Source organism: Arthrobacter sp. MDT2-3, assembly GCF_059090465.1.
Map to the genome: position 1 here is coordinate 270,600 of NZ_JBNHFS010000005.1, position 21,633 is coordinate 292,232.

At 64.7% G+C, this 21,633-nt stretch carries 19 protein-coding genes; 6 read left to right on the forward strand and 13 right to left on the reverse strand.

Annotated features, from left to right (window positions below; all coding sequences use genetic code 11):
• Positions 1-6: 6 nt before the first annotated feature.
• From AC5RUQ_RS16330 to leuA, 3 genes are all read right to left on the reverse strand, one after another.
• Positions 7-849 (reverse strand): isoprenyl transferase, encoded by an 843-nt coding sequence (locus AC5RUQ_RS16330; RefSeq protein ID WP_493948377.1) that lies wholly within the window; start codon positions 847-849, stop codon positions 7-9.
• A 2-nt stretch (positions 850-851) separates the two neighbouring features.
• Positions 852-1,604 (reverse strand): DNA repair protein RecO, encoded by a 753-nt coding sequence (recO, locus tag AC5RUQ_RS16335; RefSeq protein ID WP_256249657.1) that lies wholly within the window; start codon positions 1,602-1,604, stop codon positions 852-854.
• A gap of 98 nt (positions 1,605-1,702) precedes the next feature.
• Positions 1,703-3,442 (reverse strand): 2-isopropylmalate synthase, encoded by a 1,740-nt coding sequence (gene leuA, locus AC5RUQ_RS16340; protein ID WP_493948378.1) that lies wholly within the window; start codon positions 3,440-3,442, stop codon positions 1,703-1,705.
• Between the two features lie 250 nt (positions 3,443-3,692).
• Here leuA and AC5RUQ_RS16345 point away from each other — a divergent pair, with 250 nt between their 5' ends.
• A complete protein-coding gene (locus AC5RUQ_RS16345; protein ID WP_493948379.1) occupies positions 3,693-5,645 on the forward strand; it encodes a M13 family metallopeptidase in 1,953 nt (650 codons plus the stop codon).
• Between the two features lie 92 nt (positions 5,646-5,737).
• Here the strand turns inward: AC5RUQ_RS16345 and AC5RUQ_RS16350 are convergent, their stop codons facing one another.
• From AC5RUQ_RS16350 to AC5RUQ_RS16370, 5 genes are all read right to left on the reverse strand, one after another.
• Positions 5,738-7,192, reverse strand: coding sequence for an LCP family protein (locus AC5RUQ_RS16350; protein WP_493948449.1), 1,455 nt, complete (start codon positions 7,190-7,192; stop codon positions 5,738-5,740).
• Between the two features lie 215 nt (positions 7,193-7,407).
• Positions 7,408-8,367: a GTPase Era gene (era, locus tag AC5RUQ_RS16355; protein ID WP_493948380.1), complete on the reverse strand. Its 960-nt coding sequence runs from the start codon at positions 8,365-8,367 to the stop codon at positions 7,408-7,410.
• Positions 8,351-9,682, reverse strand: a complete 1,332-nt coding sequence (locus AC5RUQ_RS16360) for a hemolysin family protein (RefSeq protein ID WP_493948381.1) — start codon at positions 9,680-9,682, stop codon at positions 8,351-8,353. The genes era and AC5RUQ_RS16360 overlap by 17 nt, the downstream gene beginning before the upstream one ends.
• Positions 9,679-10,152 carry an rRNA maturation RNase YbeY gene (gene ybeY, locus AC5RUQ_RS16365; protein ID WP_387546947.1) on the reverse strand — a complete coding sequence of 158 codons (474 nt, stop codon included), beginning with the start codon at positions 10,150-10,152 and terminating at the stop codon, positions 9,679-9,681. The genes AC5RUQ_RS16360 and ybeY overlap by 4 nt, the downstream gene beginning before the upstream one ends.
• Complete coding sequence (locus AC5RUQ_RS16370; protein WP_430226235.1) at positions 10,149-11,237, reverse strand: PhoH family protein; 1,089 nt, start codon at positions 11,235-11,237, stop codon at positions 10,149-10,151. Before AC5RUQ_RS16370 ends, ybeY begins: the two co-directional genes overlap by 4 nt.
• A gap of 358 nt (positions 11,238-11,595) precedes the next feature.
• Here AC5RUQ_RS16370 and AC5RUQ_RS16375 point away from each other — a divergent pair, with 358 nt between their 5' ends.
• Positions 11,596-12,555 (forward strand): GerMN domain-containing protein, encoded by a 960-nt coding sequence (locus tag AC5RUQ_RS16375; RefSeq protein ID WP_493948382.1) that lies wholly within the window; start codon positions 11,596-11,598, stop codon positions 12,553-12,555.
• 18 nt (positions 12,556-12,573) lie between these two features.
• Here AC5RUQ_RS16375 and AC5RUQ_RS16380 read toward each other — a convergent pair whose 3' ends face one another.
• From AC5RUQ_RS16380 to hrcA, 3 genes are all read right to left on the reverse strand, one after another.
• Entirely contained in the window at positions 12,574-13,356 is a 783-nt protein-coding gene (locus AC5RUQ_RS16380; protein WP_493948383.1) for a 16S rRNA (uracil(1498)-N(3))-methyltransferase, read from the reverse strand.
• 2 nt (positions 13,357-13,358) lie between these two features.
• The gene (dnaJ, locus tag AC5RUQ_RS16385) at positions 13,359-14,486 is read right to left on the reverse strand and encodes a molecular chaperone DnaJ (protein ID WP_493948384.1); all 1,128 of its coding nucleotides are present in this window, start codon (positions 14,484-14,486) and stop codon (positions 13,359-13,361) included.
• Positions 14,487-14,565: 79 nt separating this feature from the next.
• On the reverse strand, positions 14,566-15,579 hold the full coding sequence (hrcA, locus tag AC5RUQ_RS16390; protein ID WP_493948385.1) for a heat-inducible transcriptional repressor HrcA: 1,014 nt from the start codon (positions 15,577-15,579) through the stop codon (positions 14,566-14,568).
• Positions 15,580-15,755: 176 nt separating this feature from the next.
• On the opposite strand from hrcA, the gene AC5RUQ_RS16395 reads away from it, so the two are divergent.
• The 3 genes from AC5RUQ_RS16395 (at position 15,756) to AC5RUQ_RS16405 (ending at position 17,758) form a co-directional block, all read left to right on the forward strand.
• The gene (locus AC5RUQ_RS16395) at positions 15,756-16,610 is read left to right on the forward strand and encodes a DUF3097 domain-containing protein (RefSeq protein ID WP_493948386.1); all 855 of its coding nucleotides are present in this window, start codon (positions 15,756-15,758) and stop codon (positions 16,608-16,610) included.
• A gap of 167 nt (positions 16,611-16,777) precedes the next feature.
• Positions 16,778-17,197 (forward strand): DUF4870 domain-containing protein, encoded by a 420-nt coding sequence (locus tag AC5RUQ_RS16400; protein ID WP_493948387.1) that lies wholly within the window; start codon positions 16,778-16,780, stop codon positions 17,195-17,197.
• A gap of 57 nt (positions 17,198-17,254) precedes the next feature.
• The gene (locus AC5RUQ_RS16405) at positions 17,255-17,758 is read left to right on the forward strand and encodes a 2'-5' RNA ligase family protein (RefSeq protein ID WP_493948388.1); all 504 of its coding nucleotides are present in this window, start codon (positions 17,255-17,257) and stop codon (positions 17,756-17,758) included.
• On the opposite strand, the gene hemW is transcribed toward AC5RUQ_RS16405, so the two are convergent.
• The gene (gene hemW / locus AC5RUQ_RS16410) at positions 17,759-18,988 is read right to left on the reverse strand and encodes a radical SAM family heme chaperone HemW (RefSeq protein ID WP_493948389.1); all 1,230 of its coding nucleotides are present in this window, start codon (positions 18,986-18,988) and stop codon (positions 17,759-17,761) included.
• Positions 18,989-19,024: 36 nt separating this feature from the next.
• Positions 19,025-20,878: a translation elongation factor 4 gene (lepA, locus tag AC5RUQ_RS16415; RefSeq protein ID WP_256249668.1), complete on the reverse strand. Its 1,854-nt coding sequence runs from the start codon at positions 20,876-20,878 to the stop codon at positions 19,025-19,027.
• A gap of 175 nt (positions 20,879-21,053) precedes the next feature.
• On the opposite strand from lepA, the gene AC5RUQ_RS16420 reads away from it, so the two are divergent.
• Positions 21,054-21,590, forward strand: a complete 537-nt coding sequence (locus AC5RUQ_RS16420) for a type II toxin-antitoxin system PemK/MazF family toxin (protein WP_493948390.1) — start codon at positions 21,054-21,056, stop codon at positions 21,588-21,590.
• Positions 21,591-21,633: the final 43 nt, after the last annotated feature.

Below are 21,633 nucleotides of genomic sequence, written 5' to 3' on the forward strand. Positions count from 1 at the left end.
ACCGGGCTACTGCCCCGGGCCTGCTCCGTCGACAGGGCGGGCTGCGTCCACTGCACCACCGTAACGGCGGTCCCGGCGGGCGTACTCTTCCACGGCGGACCACAGGGTCCGGCGGTCGACGTCGGGCCACAGGGTGTCCATAAATACGAACTCGGCGTAAGCGGACTGCCAGAGCAGGAAGTTGGACAGCCGCTGCTCCCCCGAGCTGCGCAGGAACAGGTCCACGTCCGGAAGGTCCGGCTCGTCAAGGTACTTCTGGATGGTGCGCTCGGTGATGGCACCGGGTTTGAGCCTGCCGGCAGCGACTTCCCCGGCAATGGCGGACACGGCGTCCGTGATCTCCGCCCGGCCGCCGTAATTAACACACATGGTCAACGTGCAGGTGCTGTTCCCTGCAGTGAACTCCTCAGCTTCTTCAAGTTCCCGGATCACGGACCCCCAGAGCCGGGGCCGCCGGCCGGACCACCGGACGCGCACGCCCCATTCGTCGAGCTGGTTCCGCTGCCTCCGAAGCACGTCCTTGTTAAATCCCATCAGGAAGCGCACTTCCTCCGGGGAGCGGCGCCAGTTCTCCGTGGAAAAGGCGTAGACACTGACGTATTCGATGCCCAGCTCGATGGCACCGGCCATAACATCCAGCAGGGCCGGCTCGCCGGCCTTATGGCCTTCTATCCTGGGCAGTCCCCGCTGGTTCGCCCACCGGCCGTTGCCGTCCATCACGATGGCAACATGCCGGGGGATGAATTCCGCCGGAATGGACGGCGCCACCGCGCCCGAGGGATGCGGGTACGGGGCAACCACGGGGTGGCTCCGCTGACGGGACGTGTTGTTCTTTTTTCCCAGGGCCACTGTCAGCTGCGCTCCACATGTTTGAGGGACTTCAGTACTCGTTCAAGGTGCCACTGCAGGTAGGCGGCCACGAGGCCGGCCGCTTCCTTGCGGTGCACGGGCAGGGAGCCGTCCGCAGTGGCCCAGTCTCCCGTCAGCAGCGCCGCGAGTAGCACTACCGTTTCCGGCGCGGGCGCAGGCGACCCCGGCGGCCGGCAGCCATTGCAGACCATACCGCCCACGGGTGCGGAGAAAGCGCTGTGCGGGCCCGGGAGCCCGCACCGGGCGCAGTCCGTGAAGCTGGGCGCCCAGCCGCCGGTGGCCAGTGCCCGGAGCAGATAGGAATCCAGGATCAGCCCGGCCGCATGCTCATTCCGGCTCAGTGAGGCAAGGGCTCCGACCAGCAGGTTGTACTGGGCGGTTCCGGATTCACCGTCGACGTCGGTGAGCTTTTCTGCGGTTTCCGTCATGGCGGCAGCTACCGTGTAGCGGCCGTAGTCTGCAGCGATGCTTCCGCCGTAGGCGCCCTTGGCCACGGCCTGGGTCACGATGTCCAGCGACTTTCCGGACACGAGCTGCAGGTCCGCCACCATAAACGGCTCGAGGCGCGCGCCGAACCGGCTGCTGGTCCGCCGGACTCCTTTGGCCACAGCCCGCACCTGTCCGTGGTGCTTCGTCAGCAACGTGATGATGCGGTCCGCCTCGCCCAGTTTGTGGGTACGGAGCACGACGGCGTCGTCCCGGTACGCGCGGGAGGCGAAAGAGTGTTGGGCCACGCCTTTATCTTCCCATCCTTTGCGGGCACCGCCCTTCCGGGCACCAAGGGGCGGCGTTGTGCCGCCGGGATGTCCCCGGCGGCACAACGCCCCGTGCGTCAGGCCTGGGCGTCCCGGACGGCGCGGTTCACAGCAGAAATAACAGCCTTCAAGGAAGACATGCTGGTGTTGGCGTCGATGCCGACGCCCCAGAGCACGCGCTCCCCCACTGCACACTCCACGTAGGCGGCCGCCATGGCGTTGCCGCCCTCAGAGAGGGCATGCTCGCTGTAGTCCAGCACGCGGACGTCCACGCCGTCTTCCCGGAGGATACTCAGCAGGGCGGCGATGGGGCCGTTGCCGGTGCCGGTCCGCTGAACCTGCACGCCGTCCACGGTGAGTGAGGCGTGAAGTGTCATGCCGCCGTCGTCATCCGTCTCTGTCTTGACAGCGCCCAGGGAGTATCGGCCCCACTGCCCGTCAGTCTTGCCGGAGGGCAGGTACTCGTCTTGGAACACCTGCCACAGCTGGGCACCGCTGACTTCGCCGCCCACTGTGTCCGTGCGCTTCTGGATGACGCCGGAGAACTCGATCTGGGCACGGCGCGGCAGGTCCAGGCTGTGCTCGTTCTTCAGCAGGTAGGCAACGCCGCCCTTGCCGGACTGGGAGTTGACCCGGATCACGGCTTCATAGCTGCGGCCCAGGTCTTTCGGGTCCACGGGCAGGTACGGTACTTGCCAGGTGAAATCGGCAACGTCCTTGCCGGCGGCAGCCGCGTCCCGTTCGAGGGCTTCGAAGCCCTTCTTGATGGCGTCCTGGTGGGATCCGGAGAACGCCGTGAAGACGAGGTCGCCACCGTAGGGCGAACGCTCGGGGACGGGCAGCTGGTTGCAGTACTCCACAGTCCGGCGGACGTCGTCGATGTTGGAGAAGTCGATCATGGGGTCGATGCCCTGCACGAAGAGGTTCAGGCCAAGCGTGACCAGGTCCACGTTGCCGGTCCGCTCGCCGTTGCCGAAGAGGCAGCCTTCGATCCGGTCGGCCCCGGCCATGTAGCCCAGCTCGGCGGCCGCGACACCCGTTCCACGGTCGTTGTGGGGGTGCAGTGAGAGAATGATGCCTTCCCGCGGGTGCAGGTGGCGGCTCATCCATTCAATGGAATCGGCGTAAACGTTGGGGGTGGCCATTTCCACGGTGGCGGGCAGGTTGATGATGACCTGGCGGTCGGCGGAAGCCTCAAAAACATCGGCGACGGCGTTGCAGACCCGCACTGCGTATTCCAGCTCGGTGCCCGTGAAGGATTCCGGGGAGTACTCGTAGGTCACGTGCGTGTCCACCAGGGTCTCTTCGTACTTCTTGCACAGCCGCGCGCCCTGGAGGGCGATGTCCAGGATCCCGTCCTCATCCTGGTTGAAGACCACACGGCGCTGCAGCACCGAGGTGGAGTTGTACAGGTGGACGATCGCCTGCTTGGCACCTACCAGGGACTCGTAGGTCCGCTCGATCAGGTGCTCCCGGGCCTGTGTCAGGACCTGGATGGTGACGTCGTCCGGGATGTGGTTGCCTTCGATGAGCTGGCGGACAAAGTCAAAGTCGGTCTGCGACGCAGACGGGAAACCTACCTCGATCTCCTTGTACCCCATACGGACCAGCAGGTCGAACATCTTCATTTTGCGGGCCGGGCTCATGGGATCGATCAGGGCCTGGTTTCCGTCGCGCAGATCAACTGCGCACCAGCGTGGAGCCTTGGTGATGATTTTGTCCGGCCACGTGCGGTCAGGCAGTTCGACTTTGATCAGGTCCTGGAACGGCGTATACCGGTGGGCGGGCATTCCGGAGGGCTTCTGTGCGTTTCGCATTACTATCGGGGCCTTTTCTGTGATTCTTCTTTGAAAGGGTGGCCGGGCAACACAAACTCCGCAGCGAGGGTGGGCCTTGCGCTAGATCGCGTCTGAGGCCTCGCCGCGGCAGCTAAGAAGGAGAAGCTCTGCACGCACCTTTTGAGAGTAACACGGGTGCGTAAGATGAAAGAGCACTACCGTCCGTTACGTCCACCATGCAGACGCCGACCGGTATCCCGCCGGCCGCGGTCAGCAAAAAGGAGCTTCAGTGCCCATTTCGGGGATCGACCTGTCCACCTTTGATAACACCGTCCGGCCGCAGGATGACCTCTACCAGCACGTTAACGGTGCGTGGCTGAAGGCTACCGAAATCCCCGATGACCGGCCCCTGGAAGGCACGTTCACCGCCCTGCGGGACGGGTCCGAGATTGCTGTCCGCGACATCATCGAGGAAGCAGCGGCAAAGGGCGGAGCCGCCAGCGGCATCGAGCAGAAGGTCGGGGACCTCTACAACAGCTTCATGGACGAAGCCGCTGTAGAAGCGAAGGGCATGGAACCGATCCGCCAGCGGCTCGCCGAGGTGTTCGCCACCACCTCCGTGGCAGACTTGGTCTCCCTGGCGGGCCGGTTGTTCCGGGCAGATGTGGGTGGGCTGTTCTACATTTACCCGGCTCCGGACGCAGGCAATCCGGACAGGGTCCTCCTCTACGTTGGCCAGGGTGGTCTCGGACTGCCCGATGAATCGTATTACCGGGAAGAAAAGTTTGCCCTCATGGTCTCCGCCTACGGCGCGCATGTGAAGACGATGCTTGACCTGGCCGGCGTGCCGGATGCGGTCGGCGCTTCCGGGCGGGTGGTTGCCCTCGAGACCAAGCTGGCGTCCCATCACTGGGACAACGTCACCCTTCGGGACCCGCAAAAGACCTACAACCTGAAGTCGGCGGACGAGGCATCCGCCATGTTCCCGCTGCTCACAACCTGGTTTGAAGCAGCCGGCATCGACGAGGAAAAGCGGCATGAAATTGTGGTGAGCACCCCTCCGTTCTTCGACGGCGCCGCCGGGCTTCTCGAGAGCGAACCGCTGGCCCACTGGCAGGAGTGGCTGGCCATGCGGGTAGTCAGCGCCGCTGCCCCCTACCTGTCCTCTGCTTTTGTTGACGCCAACTTCGCCTTCTATGGGACCACCATCAGCGGCACCCCCCGGAACAAAGACCGCTGGAAGCGCGGCGTGGGCGTTGTGGAAGGCGGCCTCGGCGAAGCCGTGGGGCAGGTCTATGTGGCGCGGCACTTTCCGGAAACGCACAAGGCCCGTATGCAGACGCTGGTCGCAAACCTGATTGAGGCCTACCGCCGAAGCATCACCGCTGTGGGCTGGATGGGCGAAAACACCAAGGCCGAGGCGCTGCGGAAGCTGGAGGGGTTCCGGGCGAAGATCGGCTATCCGGAAGAGTGGATTGACTATTCGGCCGTGGAGATTGACCCGGCTGATCTGCTGGGCAACGTGGAACGGGCACACAACGCCGACGTCGACCGGCACCTTGATGAGGTGGGCAAGCCGGTGGACCGGAACAAATGGCTGATGACCCCGCAGACAGTCAACGCCTACTACCACCCGATGATGAACGAGATCGTTTTCCCGGCGGCGATCCTGCAGCCGCCGTTCTTCACCGCCGACGCTGACGACGCCGTAAACTACGGCGGGATCGGCGCGGTGATCGGGCACGAAATCGGCCACGGCTTCGACGACCAGGGGTCACAGTTCGACGGCGGCGGTGCACTGCGGAACTGGTGGACCGACGAGGACCGCCAGGCCTTCGAAAAGCTGACGGCCAAGCTGGTGGCGCAATACGACGCGCTTTCCCCGTACGCAGCACCCGGACATAACGTCAACGGGCGCCTCACCCTCGGCGAAAACATTGGCGACCTCGCCGGGCTGGCCATTGCCTACAAGGCCTACCTGATCAGCCTCGATGGAAAGGAGCCGGAGGTCCTGGACGGCCTCACGGGGCACCAGCGCTTCTTCGCATCCTGGGCGGCAGGATGGCGGCAGGTGATCCGGAGCGAAGAAGCCATCCGCCGGCTGGCAACGGACCCGCATTCGCCCAACGAGTTCCGGACCAACGCCATCGCGAAGAACCTCGGCGCCTTCCACGACGCCTTTGAAGTCACTGACCAGGACGGCATGTGGATGTCCCCGGAAGAGCGCGTCAGCATCTGGTAGCAAACAGAAACGGGGCCCGTCGAGCGGGCCCCGTTTTTCTGTCTTAGGCGGCTTGCGGCCGTCCAGCTTGCGTCCGTCCTGGCCGTGCCTTGCTAACCCTCGACGATCAGCATGGGGTTGGCCTGCTGGCAGAGGGTGTCCCCCGCTGTCTGGTTGACGATATTCTCCGGCAGCGCAGCCGGCGCCCCGTAGGTGGCACCCGAAGTGAAATCGGTGCCCAGATAGACCTGGACGCCGGACACGGCCGGAGCGGGCAGCACTTGCGCCGCCGGGATTCCCAGCAGCGCCGCAACGTCAGCAGCCACGTCCGCAAAGCCGGTGCCGTAGTAGACGGCGGACTGTTCCACGGCGGTTGCCTCGAATTGTCCGGCCTGGGTGAATCCGCCGCCGATCAGGGCCTGGACTATTTCCTGTGCGCGCCCTGGCACCCCGGTCCCGTTGGCAACGGTGACGGGCTGAAGCGCCTTGTCATAGGGCGGCACCGGAGGAGCCGTTTCACTTGGAGTCCCCGTAGGCGGAGCACTGGTTTCCGTGGGCGCAGGTGTGGGCGGCGCTGTGGGGTCTGTCAGGTCGATGTCCTGCCGCAGCGCGGAGAACAGCTGGGACCCGGCGGGTTCGGCGATCTGCAGCCTGTTTGGATCCAGAACGGCGGGCGTGGTGGGAACGGCCACGAACGCAACTTTGCTGATATCAATGTCCTTAAGCCGGTTGCCGATGGTCAACAGGGTGGGAACCGAAGCCAGGCCCTCGTCGACGGTCAGGTTCTGGGTGACGACGTCGGCGATCTTCAGCATCTTGCCGGGATCGGAGAGGGTGCCTTCATCCTTGATCTTCCGGGTGAGCGAGGACAGGAACCCCTGTTGGGCCTTGATTCGGCCAAGGTCACCGCCGTCGGCAAACGCGTGGCGGGTCCGCAGGAAGGCGAGGGCCATTTCACCTTGAACAGCGGAGGTGCCCTTCGGGAGGCGGAGCCGGGAATCGGGGTCAAAGACGGCGTCACTGATGCATACGTCCACGCCGCCCACGGCGTTGGACAGTTCCTTCACCGCGTTGAAGTCCGCCATCATGAAGTGGTCCACTTCCAGGCCGGTAATCCGGTTGACCGTGTCCACGGCGCAGCCGATGCCCGCCTCGGCCATGGCTTCATTGATCATCACACCGCTGCGGGCGGGATAGGTCTGGTTGCTTTCCTCGTCCTTGCATTCAGGAATGTCAACCAGCAGGTCGCGGGGAAAGCTGATGACACTGACGCGCTTGTTATCCGCGGAAATGTCCATCAGCATCATGACGTCGGACTTGCCGTAGCCGCGTGAATCGTCCGCCGTGCCATACTCGGCGTTCTTGCCGTCCCTGGTGTCTGAGCCGAGGATCAGGATCTGCATCCGCCCGGTCGCATCGCTCACCGATTCGTTACTTCCGCCCCCGGCGTTCAGGGGTGCCTTGGAAAGGTTGCCTTGGAGGCGGAGAAACCAGAATCCTGCGAATGCCAAGGCACCCACGAGGGCCACCGACAGCACGCCCGTCGTGATCTTGAGCCACAACGGCATCCCGCGCACGGGGCCAAAGTGGCGGGCGGCTCCAACGGTGCCATCATCCGCGTGCCGGGACACTGGTCCCCCTGCTGACACGTCAGCTCCGTTTTCGCGCTTGTCGCGGCCTCGCCCCACGTGGTGAACCTTCCTCTAGATTCTGAATCCGGTCCATTTTAGTGGTCCAGGCTGGGAAATCCCCGGACGGCCACCGGCCGCACGTATTAAAACGTTCAGAAGCCCAGCTTGACCAGCTGTTTCGGATCCCGCTGCCAGTCTTTGGCGACCTTCACGTGCAGGTCGAGGTAGACGCGCGTCCCCAGGAGGGCCTCGATTCCCTTCCGTGCGTTTGTGCCCACTTCGCGCAGCCGGCTGCCGCCCTTGCCGATGATGATCGCCTTCTGGGACGGGCGTTCGACGTAGAGGTTCACGCGCACGTCCAGCAGGGGGTTGTCCTCCGGGCGGTCCTCCCGGGGCACGATCTCTTCAACGACCACGGCCAGGGAGTGCGGCAGTTCATCGCGGACGCCTTCCAGCGCCGCTTCGCGGATCAGCTCTGCGACCATCACGGCTTCCGGCTCGTCGGTCAGCTCCCCGTCCGGGTACAGCGGGGGCGACGGCGGCATGTGGCTGATCAGGACGTCGGCTACGGTTTCCACTTGGAAGCCGTCGCTGGCGGATACCGGAACAATATCCTTCCAGCCTTCCTCCCCCAGCACTTCCCGCCCGAGCGCGGCGACGGCAAGGAGCTGCTCCGTCAGGGCCTGCCGGTCCACCAGGTCGGCTTTGGTGACAATAGCAATGACAGGCTGGCGGCCAACAGCGGCGAGCTGGGCCGCGATGTACCTGTCGCCGGGCCCGATCTTTTCATTGGCGGGCAGGCAGAACCCGATGGCGTCCACCTCGGCAAGGGTGTCCGCCACGAGGTCGTTCAGGCGCTTTCCCAGCAGCGTGCGGGGTCGGTGCAGGCCTGGTGTATCCACAAGGATCAGCTGTGCGTCCTCGCGGTGGACGATGCCCCGGATGGTGTGGCGGGTGGTCTGCGGCTTGGCGGAGGTAATGGCTACCTTCTTGCCCACCAGGGCGTTTGTCAGTGTGGACTTACCCGCGTTGGGGCGGCCCACCAGGACTGAAAATCCTGCGCGGAAGCCCCCGAAGTCTTCGTCGCCTGCGGCCTTATTTTTCTTGCTCACGTGGAACTCCCTGCTGGGTTGCTTCCGCCTCCTGGAGGAGGTCTTCAAGGTCAGTGTCTACTTTTGGAACCTGCGCCGCAATGATGTGGCTGACCCGGTTCCGGCGGCCTTCGAGCCTTTCGGCGCGCAGCGACACACCGTCAACTTCGACGCTGCTGCCGACGATGGGTACACGGCCCAGCGCTTTGGCGAGCAAGCCTCCAACTGTGTCCACTTCGTCGTCGTCAAGCTCGATGTCAAAAAGCTCGCCAAGGTCATCGATGCTCATCCGGGCGCTCACGCGGTACGAGCCGTCGCCCAGTTCCACGGCCTCGGCGCTTTCGGTGTCGTATTCGTCGACGATTTCGCCCACGATCTCCTCGATCAGGTCTTCGAGGGTGACGAGTCCGGCGGTACCCCCGTATTCGTCGATCACGATGGCAACATGCGTGGATTCCTTCTGCAACTCGCGCAGCAGGTCACTGACCTGCTTCGATTCGGGCACGTACCGCACCTCCCGGACCAGCGAATCCACCAGGGGCGGCTCCTCGTCGGGCGCCAATTCATGCAGGACGGCCGCGACATCCTTGAGGTAGATGATGCCCAGGATATGGTCCGTGTCTTCGCCAATCACAGGAATCCTGGAATACCCGGACCGCAGGAAAAGCGACATGGCACGACGGAGGCTGGAGCCGGCTTCGATGCTGAGGATGTCTGTCCGCGGCACCATCACGGCACGGACCAGGGTGTCGCCGAAATCGAAGACCGACTGGATCATCTCGGCCTCGGTGTCCTCGATCATGTCCGATTCGCTGGCACGTTCAACCAGCTCACGGAACTCCTGCTCGCTGAAGAACGCCTCATCGCCGAGCGGTGCACCGGGGGCAGCAGCGCTTCCCAGCGCCACGAGCCACCCCGGGATGGGTCCGAGCACCCAGGTGAGGAAACGGATCATCGGTGCCGTGAAGCGCACCACGGCACCTGAGTGGAGCCTTCCGAGCTGGCGGGGAGAAACGCCCACAATGACGAATCCCAGGAGGGCCATGATGCCGGTTGCGGCAAGCCCTGCCAGCCAGATGTTGTCGAGCAGGCTGTACAACAGGACGGCGACGGCAACCGCTGAGGCCATCTCAAACCAGATACGCCAGAACCGCAGCGCTCGGATGTGCGCAACGGGCTGTGCCAGGATCCGGCGCATCGCGGTGCCGCGGCTCTTGACGAGCGCCTCTTCGGCGTCGTGCCGCGGGAGGAAGTTAAAGGCGGCTTCGGCCGCGGTCAGTACTGCCGCGACGGCCAGGAAAGCCAGAGCCATCGCGACGAGGAGCAGAGGGGTCACTGGGTGGTCTCGGCGGGCGCTTCTTTACCGGTGAAGCCGGAGAGGAGTTCGCGCTGAAGGCCGAACATCTCGGCCTTCTCCTCGGGCTCGGCGTGGTCGTAGCCCAGCAGGTGCAAAATACCGTGCGTGGTCAGCAGCAGCATCTCGTCCTGCAGCGAGTGTCCGGCGTTCCGGGCCTGGACCGTTGCGACCTGCGGGCACACCGCAATGTCCCCCAGCATGCCCTGGGGCGTCGGGCGGTCAGGCGTACCCGGGGTCAGCTCGTCCATGGGCACGGACAGCACGTCAGTGGAGCCGGGCTCGTCCATCAGCTCGATGTGAAGCTTCTCCATCGCAGGCTCGTCCACCAAAAGGATGGACAGTTCGGCCTGCGGATGAATGTAGAGCTGCTCAAAGATGTACCTGGACAGGGCAACGAGTTCGGATTCGTCCACTTGGACGCCGGACTCGTTGTTCACCTCGATGCTCACGCGTGTTCCCCCCGTTTTTCCCGGCTTGCCGAATGCTTGACCCGGCTGCGCTGGGTGTCGTCCCAGATGCTGTAGGCATTGACGATATCGCCTACCAGGCGGTGCCGCACCACGTCTGCTGCGTCCAGGACGGAAAAGTTCACACCATCAATGCCCTGCAGAATCTCTTCCACGATCCGCAGCCCGGACCGGGTACCGAAGGGCAGGTCCACCTGGGTGACATCGCCCGTAACTACCATTTTGGATCCGAAGCCAAGCCTCGTGAGGAACATCTTCATCTGCTCGGGCGTGGTGTTCTGCGCCTCGTCCAGGATGATGAAGGCGTCATTGAGCGTGCGGCCGCGCATGTAGGCCAGCGGCGCCACTTCGATGGTCCCCGCCGCCATGAGCCGCGGAATGGATTCAGGGTCCATCATGTCGTGCAGGGCATCATAAAGCGGACGGAGGTACGGATCGATCTTGTCGCTCAAGGTCCCGGGAAGGAAACCAAGCCGCTCCCCCGCCTCGACGGCCGGGCGGGTCAGGATGATCCGGCTGACTTCTTTTTGCTGCAGGGCCTGCACTGCTTTGGCCATGGCCAGGTAGGTCTTGCCCGTTCCCGCGGGCCCGATGCCGAAGATCACCGTGTTGACGTCGATGGCGTCTACGTAGTTCTTCTGGTTCAGGGTTTTGGGACGGATGGTTTTGCCACGGCTGGACAGGATGTCGTGGGTCAGGACATCCACGGGATTCTGCATCGACTGCGAGCGGAGGAGGGCCACGAGCTGCTGCAATACAGCCGGGCTGATGACCGTGCCGCGGGCAACGAGTCCGCGGACCTCATGGAGGAGCCGCATAATCCGCGGCACATCAGCCGCCGGTCCGCTGATGGAAAGCTCATTGCCGCGGACGTGGAAGTTCACGTCAGGAAACTGTTCCTCGATGAACCGCAACGCTTCATCATGGCTGCCCAGCGATTGAACCATCTGGTCCGAGTTGTCGAAAAGGACTACTTCGGTCCGGACGCCGGGGAGTGTATGGGGAAACTCCCCCGCTGCGCCCTCGCCTGTGACGAGCCTGCGCTTTCCGTTAGCTGATTCAGTCATGGTGCTGGCCCGCAGGCCTGTGATCCCCTCGATGTCGAAACAATAGCTGTTGGCTGATTTGCGGCGGCTGGTGCCGTTGCTTCCAGCGGTACCTTCCATCCTACGCCAGCAGGCACACCAGACCCCATACAGCAATGGGGCGCCGGGACGGCTCCCACCCGGCACAAGACGTGTTTCGCGTCATTAGGTATCAACTTCATATCGGCCTCATATCGTTCCAGTTGCAGTTGGACCGCGCAGCGCATCCCGGCGCTTCTGCTCCCCGGGGCTGTGTAATGCTGGAAATCCAGCGTGGTGCTGGAGTATCAAAGCCGACCGGGGATCGGCTACCCGACCAGGAAAGGACAGGGCAATCAAGTTGCCGGAAACCGCAGCGCCCCGCCGGGCCCGAGGTGCCTTTAGCGGCGCCCGTTCAGCGGTCCTTGCCGGTCTCCTGGTCACGGTCCCTGTCCTGGCAGGCTGCATCGCAGCGCCGGAGCCCTCCCCCACCGGCACACTGTCCTCCAGCACTCCCGCCCCGGGAATTACCTCCGGTGCCCCGTCCACGAGTGCACCCCTGGAGACTACCCAGTCCTCCAACAAGGCCCCCGTCTACTGGATTGGGCGCAGCAACAGCGATGTCTTCCTCTACCGGGAGTTCCGGGACGTTCCGGAGCAGGAGAATCCCGTGACCCGCGCCCTGCGCGCCATGATGTCCGAAAAGCCCCTGGACCCGGACTTCTTCACGCCGTGGCAGAACCCCAAGCAGCTGGCCACGTCCATTTCCGGCAAGGACGTCATCACCGTGGACGTGTCGGAAGATGCCTTCAACAGCAATCTTGACGCCGACATGGCGGCCCGGGCCATCCAGCAGCTTGTCTACACGGCTACCGCGGCTGCTGCGAGCTCAGGGCTGATTGATTCCGGGCAGCAGATCCGTGTCCGGATCCTCGTGGACGGACACACCGACTACGTCGCTTTTGACCATGTGCAGCTGGGGTCACTCATGGCCCGTACCGCCGGGCTGGTGGCTCCGGTCTGGATCATCGACCCGCAGGAAAACGTGGAAGTGGCCGACGGCAGCGTCAAGATCACCGGACGAAGCACCCTGCCCGGCGGCAAGCTGCGCTGGCAGATCCTACGGTCCGGAGACAACGGAGACAAAACCCCTTTCCTGACGGGAGAAACAACGGCGGCTGCGGATCCCGCGCAGGCCGGGGTGTTCACCTTGGCCCTGACGCTGCCTGAGGGTGACTTCGAACTTCGGGTTGCCCAAACTTCGAACGCGGACGGCCAAGTGGACGGAACCGAGGACACCCGGAGCTTTCAGGTCCGCTAGCCCCGCCCGCCGGGCGGCTCAAACTATGGGAGCCGCCCAGCGGCCCAGGACGTCGCTGGCAAGAACGACGGCGGCAGGACCGGCCGTTGATGAGCGCAGCACGTGGTGTCCCAACAGGGCGGTGACGGCACCCCGGCCGCAAAGCCTTGTCACTTCACGCTGGCTGATCCCTCCCTCGGGTCCTACGATCAGCAGCACTTCGCGCACGCCGTCAGCGGCCCCGGGCGGGAGCCAGGATTCCAGGACGGACCGCAGGGGCCGCACCGCGTTCTCGTGCAGGATAACGGCGAGGTCGGCCGCCTCCACCGCGGAGGCCAGGCCGGCGGTGTCGACGGCGGCACGCACTTCAGGGATCCAGGCACGACGGGCCTGTTTGGCGGCGGCAGTGACAACGGATTGCCATTTTGCGTGGGCCTTGGCGGCCCGGTCACCTTTCCAGCGTACGATGGACCGCTCTGACTGCCACGGGATAACAGCGTCGATGCCCAGTTCAGTGGCCGTCTCAACGGCCAGCTCATCCCGGTCGCCCTTGGCCAGGGCCTGGACCAGCACCAGCCTGGTGCCCGGCCGGTCCTCAACAACCACCGAGGTGCATTCCACTTCGAGCCCGGAGGAGGAAGCGGCGGTAACCTTGCCGCTCATGCGGGTACCGGCGCCGTCAACGATGTCCACGGCTTCGCCCGGAGCGAGCCGCTTGACCGTAACCGCATGCCGGGCCTCGGGTCCTTCCAGGACGAAGACACCTTCCGGCACCATCCCGTCCAGGGACCCGGCCGCAGTGAAAAAGACGGGGTTGCTCACCGCTACAGGTTACCGAGCCGGTCCCGGAGCTTGGCGAACATGCCACCGCTGGCAGCAAGCTTGCCATCCGTAATCTGCTCGCCGCGAAGCTTGGCCAGCTGGCGCAGCAGGTCCTCCTGCGCCGGATCGAGCTTCGCCGGCGTCTCGACCTGGAGGTGAACCTTCAGGTCACCACGGCCGTAGCCGCGCAGGTGGGTGACACCAAGGCCGCGCAGCGTGATGATCTCTCCGGACTGCGTGCCGGCCTTCACGTCGATCTCCTGCGGCCCATCGAACGTTTCGAGGGTCACGTCGGTTCCCAGGGCAGCTGCCGTCATGGGGATGTTCAGGGTGGCGTGGAGGTCGTCGCCTTCGCGGACGTAGGTGGCATCGTTGTTGACGCGGATTTCCACGTAGAGGTCACCGGTGGGGCCACCGGCGGGACCGGCCTCGCCCTGCCCGGACAGCTGGATGCGCGTGCCGGTGGCGACGCCGGCGGGGACCTTGATGGTCAGGGAACGGCGGCTGCGGATCCGGCCCTGCCCGCTGCATTCGTTGCAGGGGTCCTTGATAACGGTTCCGAAGCCTTCGCAGGTACCGCAGGGCGCGGCGGTCATGACCTGGCCGAGGATGGAACGCACGGCCCTCTGGACCTGGCCGCTGCCACCGCAGATGTCGCAGCGCTCCGGATGGGTTCCGGGACGGCAGCACGAGCCATCACAGGTGGGACAGACCACTGCCGTATCCACTTCGAGCTTCTTGTTGACCCCGAACACCGCGTCGCGGAGTTCGATCCGGACGCTGATGAGCGCGTCCTGCCCGCGCCTGACCCGTGACGCGGGGCCGGTGGTGCCGCCGGCGCCGAAGAATGTGTCGAAGATGTCCTGGAAAGCAAAGCCCTGGCCGGCATACGCTCCCCCGCCGAACCCGTTGTCCGTGCCGTTCTCGTTGCCGGTGGTGTCGTAGACCCGCCGCTTTTGGGGGTCCGAGAGAACTTCGTAGGCGTGGGTCACTGCCTTGAAGCGGTCCGCAACATCCTCACCGGGGTTAACGTCCGGGTGAAGGGTCCGGGCCAGCTTGCGGTAGGCCTTCTTGATCTCTTCTCCGGTGGCATCCGGTGAGACTCCAAGGACTTCGTAGTGGCTGCTCAAAGTTCGTATCTCTTCCTTGTTGTTTTTGCCTGCAGTCTTACTGCATCACTGCTGGGCGCTTTTGGGCGCCGTCATACGGTCAGGGCCCCAAAATCCGTGACAGGTAACGGGCGACAGCCCTAACGGCTGCCATGGTGGTGGGATAGTCCATCCTGGTAGGACCCAGCACGCCAATCTTGGCGACGCTGTCCGGGCCGTAGCCCGTGGCCACAACAGATGCTTCCGCCAGGCCGTCATAGGGGTTTTCACGGCCGATGCTCACGGCTACGCCGCGGTGATCCTGCGCCATCTCGCTCAGCAGGCGCAGCATCACCACCTGTTCCTCAAGCGCCTCCAGCACAGGCCCGATGCTGAGCGGGAAGTCAACGTTGGAACGGGCGAGGTTGGCCGTGCCGGCCATCACCATACGGTCTTCGCGGCTGCTGTGGGCCAGGCCCTCCAGTCCGTGCGCCAGCGCCTGGGCTGCCTGCCGCTGTCCCGGGGCGACACCGGACACCACTGCGGGCAGGGAGTGCCCCAGTTGGGCCAAGGGGGTCCCGGCGAGGGAGCCAAGGAACCTGGCGCGCAACGCAGCGAGGGCTTCATCCGCCAGGTCCTGCCCGACGTCGATAACGCGCTGTTCCACCTTTCCGGTGTTGGCGATCAGCACCACCAGCACCTTCCGCGGTGCCAGGAGAACGAATTCGATGTGTCGGATCAGTGCTCGGTTAAGGTGCGGATACTGGACAACCGCCACCTGGTTAGTCAGTTGGGACAACAGCCGGACGGTCCGTTCCAGGACGTCGTCGAGGTCATCCGAGCCCTCAAGGAGGGACTGGATAGCCCGCCGCTCCGCCTGGGACAGGGGCTTCACAGCGGAAATCTGGTCGACGAAGAGCCGGTAGCCCTTGTCTGTGGGGATGCGGCCGGCGCTGGTGTGGGGCGCCGTAATCAGCCCTTCGTCCTCAAGCGCGGCCATGTCATTGCGGATGGTGGCGCTGGAGACACCAAGATGGTGCCGCTCCACCAAAGCCTTGGACCCGACGGGCTCGCGGGAGTGGACGTAGTCCTCCACGATGGCCCGCAGTACTTCCAGTTTGCGTGGCTCGCTCACTCTCCACCTCCATCCAGGGTTCAGGGCAGGCGTTCCGCCCGCACCGTGACGCTACAGCGGTTAGCACTCGACATGCCCAAGTGCTAACAGTCTATTATGACTCACCCCGTTGTTAGCATTGGTACCGCTCCGGGCGAAATTCCCGGCCGTGATCTAGCGCGAGGCGGAGTGATTCGATGCATTACCAGAACTGGGGAGCCCAGGACCTTTCCGCGCCCGCCAAGACGCAATTGCCCGAAGTGCCCGTAGAACGGGGCATGGTGCTGGAGGACGTGCAGTCCGGCTGGGTTGGCGCAGTGACCCGGGTGGAGAAATCAGGCGGAATGCATGTGGTGGCACTGGAGGACCGCAACGGAAAGTCCCGCTCCTTCCGGCTGGGCTTCGGGTTCCTCCTGGAAGGCCAGGCGATCCGACTGATGCCGCCCGCTCCGCGGCCGACCGCAGGCACGGCGACAGCCGCCGGCAGGACGGCCTCGGGTTCTGTCCGCGTGGCAGGCCAGAGAGCCCAGGTTGCCAAGGCGAGCCGCATCTGGGTCGAAGGAAAGCACGACGCCGAACTCGTGGAGAAGGTGTGGGGAGATGACCTTCGGGTGGAGGGCATCGTCGTCGAGCCGCTGCACGGCATTGATGACCTCGCGGCCGCTGTGGCCGACTTCAAGCCGGGGCCCGGCAGGCGCCTGGGCGTGCTGGTGGACCACCTGGTGCCCGATTCGAAAGAGTCCCGCATTGCCGATGCCGTGATGGCATCTCCCGGTGCCGCGGGGAATGTGCTGATTGTGGGACACCCCTACGTTGACGTCTGGCAGGCCATCCGCCCGGCTGTCCTGGGGATCGAGAAGTGGCCCGTGGTGCCGCGCGGGCAGGACTGGAAAACAGGCATCCTTGCAGCCTTCGGCTGGCCCCACGAAACCAAAGAGGACATCGGTCTGGGGTGGCAGAAGCTGTTGGGCGCCGTCCGCAGCTACGCGGACCTGGAAGCGTCGCTGCTGGGAAGGGTGGAGGAAGTCATCGATTTCCTCACGGTTCCCTGAAGCCCCGTCAAACCTCATTGCCGCGCGCCTGTTCCTGCCCCGTGTTGGGACAGGCATCACCGCTGCACCCAGTATTCTTGATACTGCAGTGTCTGCGGATCGCAGCACCGGCAACAGTAGACATGGCATTCTTAGTCAGCACCATTGCACTTTCGAAGGAACAGACTGTGGCAGAAAACGCACGTGAGCACAGGGACAGCCAGGGCGGCCAGGGCCGTTCGGAGTACCACGGCGTTCCGGCAAATGCGCTGCCCCTGACGGCCAGCGAGGACCGGCAGTGGGCCACCCTGGCGCATTTCGGCGGCATTTTGGGTTGCGTTCCTTCCCTGCTGATCTACCTGATCTTCCGTGACCGGGGCCCGTTTACCGCCCAGGAGTCCAAGGAGGCGCTGAACTTCAGCCTGCCGCCCACCATCGCGGCAGTGGTTGCCAACATCCTTGTCTTCGTGCCGGTGGTCGGCAACATCTTTGCCGTCGTCGCAACACTGATCTGGATCGCCCTCACATGCTTCTCGGTGGCCGCCGGCATCCACGTCAACAAGGGCCAGCCGCACCGCTACCCGTACAACCTGCGCTGGATCAAGTAGCGCAGGCAGACTCCGCTCCCCTGCAAACCGTCCATCAGCGTCCGGCATGATGGGTGCATGCGCAGCGTCGAGTTGACCTTCGGGGAACCCACCGATTCTTCAATCAGGACGGATTGGGCCCGCCTTCTTGAAGCCGGCCTGCCGAGCCTGGCCACGCATACCTCACCGAGCAACAGGCCACACATCACCCTGGCGGCAGGCGACAACCTGGACCTCGGGTCCGCGGCGGAGGATCTGTGGAGCGGCCTGCCGATTGACGTCCGGTTTTCCGGTTTGGTGGTTTTTCCTGCCGGTTCCGGCAAGTACGTGCTGGCGCGCCTGGTGGTGCCGGCGGCGGGTTTGCTGCAGATGCACGCGCGGCTGCATCAGCGGTGCACGGAGGCTTTTGCCAATACCCTGCCGGATGCGTGGACACCGCATGTCACCCTCGCGCGCCGGATTCCAGGCCACCTGCTCGGAACCGCCATAAATGTCCTGGGCGTGCTGACGCAGGGAGAGTGCACCGGAGCCCGTCTCTGGGACAGCCCCACCAGGACCACCACCACCCTCGGCGGCGAATAATCAGGCTGGGAGTACGCGGCGGACCACCGCATCCGCCAGCAGCCTGCCTTTGAGGGTGAGGACAAGCCGTCCCCGGAAGGCTTGGGCAGGCTCCACCAGGCCGTCGGCAATCAGGCCTGCGACCTCGTGCCGGCCGTCAGCACCAAGGGAAGAAACCTCAAGACCGGACTGCAGGCGCGCTTCGAGCATCACCCGCTCCACGTTCCGGGTTTCCAGGTCCAGCGTCTCCCTGCCGGCAGCCGGCGAAAGGCCCTGCGCTAAACGGCCGGCATAGGCAGTGGGGTGTTTGACGTTCCACCAACGGACCCCGCCCACATGTGAATGCGCGCCCGGCCCGATTCCCCACCAGTCATCGCCGCGCCAGTAGGCGAGGTTGTGGCGGCAGGCCTGGTCCGGCGTGCGGGCCCAGTTGCTGACCTCGTACCAGCCGAGGCCGGCTTCGGTGATCAGCTGGTCGGCGAGTTCATACTTGTCGGCGTGGTCGTCGTCGTCAATTCCGGGGACTTCACCCCGGCGGATCTGAGCGGCGAGCTTGGTACCGTCCTCCACGATCAGCGCGTAGGCGCTGATGTGGTCAGGTTCGTAGGACAAGGCGGTCTCCAGCGAGTATCGCCAGTCTGCGAGGGACTCCCCCGGTGTCCCGAAGATCAGGTCGAGGCTGACTGCGAGGCCGGCCTCGCGTGCCCATTGCACCACCTGCGGAACCCGGCTGGGCGTGTGCGTGCGGTCAAGTACCTTGAGCACATGCGGAACGGCAGACTGCATGCCGAAGGAGATCCGGGTGAACCCTGCGTCCTTCAAGGTGGCAAGGGATTCGGGCGTGACCGAATCGGGGTTCGCCTCCGTGGTGACTTCAGCACCGTCTTCGATGCCCCACTGGTCGATGGCCCGCCGGAGAATCAGGGCAAGGTCGTCTGCGGGAAGCAATGTAGGCGTGCCCCCGCCGAAAAACACGGTGCTCAGCCTGCGCGGGGGAAGGCCGGAGTCCGTGAGGACCTTGGCCGCTATCGACACCTCTGAAGCGGCCGTGCCGGCGTAGGCGTCCTGGGAGGCGCCGCCGCCGAGCTCCGTGGCAGTGTAGGTGTTGAAATCACAGTAGCCGCAGCGCACTGCACAAAACGGGATGTGGACGTACAGCCCAAACGCCCGGTCCGCCGAACCGTCCACTGCCTGGGCGGGCAGCAGACCGTCCGACGGCGCCGGGTCGCCGAGGGGAAGGGTGCTAGGCATCGCAGGGGCCTCCGGTGTTGCCGGACGCTGTGTTCACTACTTCTTGGCCTTGTCCTTGGACTCGTCTGTGGTGAGGGCGGCGATGAACGCTTCCTGGGGGACCTCAACCCGGCCCACCATCTTCATGCGCTTCTTGCCTTCCTTCTGCTTTTCCAGCAGTTTGCGCTTACGCGAGATGTCACCGCCGTAGCACTTGGCCAGCACGTCCTTGCGGATGGCGCGGATGCTTTCGCGGGCGATGATCCGGGAGCCGATAGCCGCCTGGATGGGCACCTCGAACTGCTGGCGGGGGATGAGCTCGCGCAGCTTGGTGGTCATCATGACGCCGTAGGCGTAGGCCTTGTCACGGTGGGTGATGGCGGAGAAGGCATCCACCTGCTCACCCTGGAGCATGATGTCCACCTTCACCAGGTCGGCCACCTGGTCGCCGTCGGCCTTCCAGTCCAGGGAACCGTAGCCGCGGGTCTTGGACTTGAGGATGTCGAAGAAGTCGAACACGATCTCGGCCAGCGGCAGTCGGTAGCGGATTTCCACCCTGTCCTCGGACAGGTAGTCCATGCCGCCCATAACGCCGCGCCGGCTCTGGCACAGTTCCATGATGGCGCCGACAAATTCGTTCGGGGCCAGGATGGTGGCGGACACCATTGGCTCGCGGACCTCGGAGATCTTGCCGGAGGGGTATTCGCTGGGGTTGGTCACGTGGACCACCTTCTTGTCCTCCAGCGTCACCTCGTATTCGACGTTGGGCGCCGTGGAGATCAGGTCCAGGTTGTATTCACGTTCCAGCCGCTCGCGGGTGATTTCCAGGTGGAGCAGACCCAGGAAGCCAACGCGGAAGCCGAAGCCAAGCGCTGCGGAGGTCTCCGGCTCGTAGACCAATGCGGCATCGTTGAGCATCAGCTTCTCCAGGGCATCGCGGAGCACCGGGTAGTCCGTTCCGTCCAAGGGATACAGGCCGGAGAAGACCATCGGCTTTGCATCGGCGTAGCCGGGGAGCGAATCGGCGGCCGGCTTGGCGAGGTTTGTCACGGTGTCGCCAACCTTGGACAGGCGGACGTCCTTTACGCCGGTGATGAGGTAGCCCACTTCGCCGACGCCCAATCCCTTGGACGGGGTGGGCTCCGGGGAGCTCACCCCGATCTCGAGGAGTTCATGGGTGGCCCGGGTGGACATCATCTGGATGCGTTCGCGGGGGTGCAGCATGCCGTCCACCACACGAACGTAGGTGACCACGCCGCGGTAGGTGTCGTAGACGGAGTCAAAGATCATGGCACGGGCGGGGGCGTTTGCATCGCCTTCCGGGGCCGGAAGGTCGCGAACGATCTTGTCCAGCAGTGCTTCGACGCCCATGCCGGTCTTTCCCGAGACGCGAAGGACATCCTCCGGGTCCCCGCCGATCAGGCTTGCCAGCTCCGCCGCGTACTTTTCGGGCTGGGCCGCCGGGAGGTCGATCTTGTTGAGGACCGGGATGATGGTGAGGTTGTTTTCCATCGCCAGGTACAGGTTGGCGAGGGTCTGGGCCTCAATGCCCTGTGCTGCGTCGACCAGGAGGATCGCTCCTTCGCAGGCTGCAAGCGAGCGGGAGACCTCATAGGTGAAGTCCACGTGGCCCGGAGTGTCGATCATGTTCAGCGCGTAACTGGTGCCGTCGAGTTCCCACGGCATACGGACAGCCTGGGACTTGATGGTGATGCCGCGCTCACGTTCGATGTCCATGCGGTCCAGGTACTGAGCCTTCATGTCGCGGGACTGAACGACGCCGGTGAACTGCAGCATGCGGTCAGCCAGGGTGGACTTGCCGTGGTCAATGTGCGCGATGATGCAGAAGTTCCGAATGATGGCCGGATCTGTCGCGGCGGGCACCGGGGCGGTGCGGGCCATGGGAGACACGCAGGGTCCTTACTGTTGGCATTCACGCGGTCGCCGCCAAGGCGCACGGAGGGCACCCTGCGGACACTCCGCACATCTGGAAATTCAAGTGTCCCACGTCCGGGCCTGTGGCACTGCATTGCGGGCCCCTTTGACGTTCCAGGCCTGCGACCCGGGCCGGAGTTAGGGTTGCCTGATGGCTATCAATTTCCGTTCGCTGGCAAACGCACTCAAAGCAGGCCTCCGCGTGCTGCAGAAGGCGGGCCGCGGCGCCCCGGCCGGTAAAGCCGGGACGGCTCGCATCGCACCCTCGCCTGCCGCTCCTGGCAACGGCAATTACCCCGGCGACTTTGAAGGCCGGTTCACCATCAGTTACGCGCCGCAGCCGGACGGCGACCCGGATCCGGGCGAGGTGGTGTGGGCGTGGGTGCCTTACGAGGAGGACCACACGCGCGGCAAAGACCGCCCGGTGCTGCTGGTGGGCCGCAGCGGCGGATATCTCCTTGGGCTGATGCTCACCAGCAAAGACCGGGTCCCCGACTCGGGAGCATCAGCAGGATATGTGGACATCGGCGCCGGCGGCTGGGACCGCCAGGGCAGGCCCAGCGAGGCCCGGCTGGACCGCATTGTCCAGCTCCGGCCGGACAGCATCCGGCGGGAAGGCGCCGTGCTGGAGCGTGCCCGCTTTGAGAAGGTGGCCGAAGGGCTCCGCCGGCGACACGGCTGGAGGTAAGTTCCCAAATGGCCAGTCCTGCGCCTGACCTGCTATTCTTTAT

Bases quoted from the DNA above. Each gene is read 5' to 3' on its own strand.
- hemW (WP_493948389.1), bottom strand. From the start codon at position 18,988: ATGCCTAGCACCCTTCCCCTCGGCGACCCGGCGCCGTCGGACGGTCTG.
- AC5RUQ_RS16395 (WP_493948386.1), top strand. From the start codon at position 15,756: ATGCATTACCAGAACTGGGGAGCCCAGGACCTTTCCGCGCCCGCCAAG.
- AC5RUQ_RS16370 (WP_430226235.1), bottom strand. From the start codon at position 11,237: ATGACTGAATCAGCTAACGGAAAGCGCAGGCTCGTCACAGGCGAGGGC.
- AC5RUQ_RS16405 (WP_493948388.1), top strand. From the start codon at position 17,255: ATGCGCAGCGTCGAGTTGACCTTCGGGGAACCCACCGATTCTTCAATC.
- AC5RUQ_RS16420 (WP_493948390.1), top strand. From the start codon at position 21,054: ATGGCTATCAATTTCCGTTCGCTGGCAAACGCACTCAAAGCAGGCCTC.
- leuA (WP_493948378.1), bottom strand. From the start codon at position 3,442: ATGCGAAACGCACAGAAGCCCTCCGGAATGCCCGCCCACCGGTATACG.
- AC5RUQ_RS16350 (WP_493948449.1), bottom strand. From the start codon at position 7,192: ATGCCGTTGTGGCTCAAGATCACGACGGGCGTGCTGTCGGTGGCCCTC.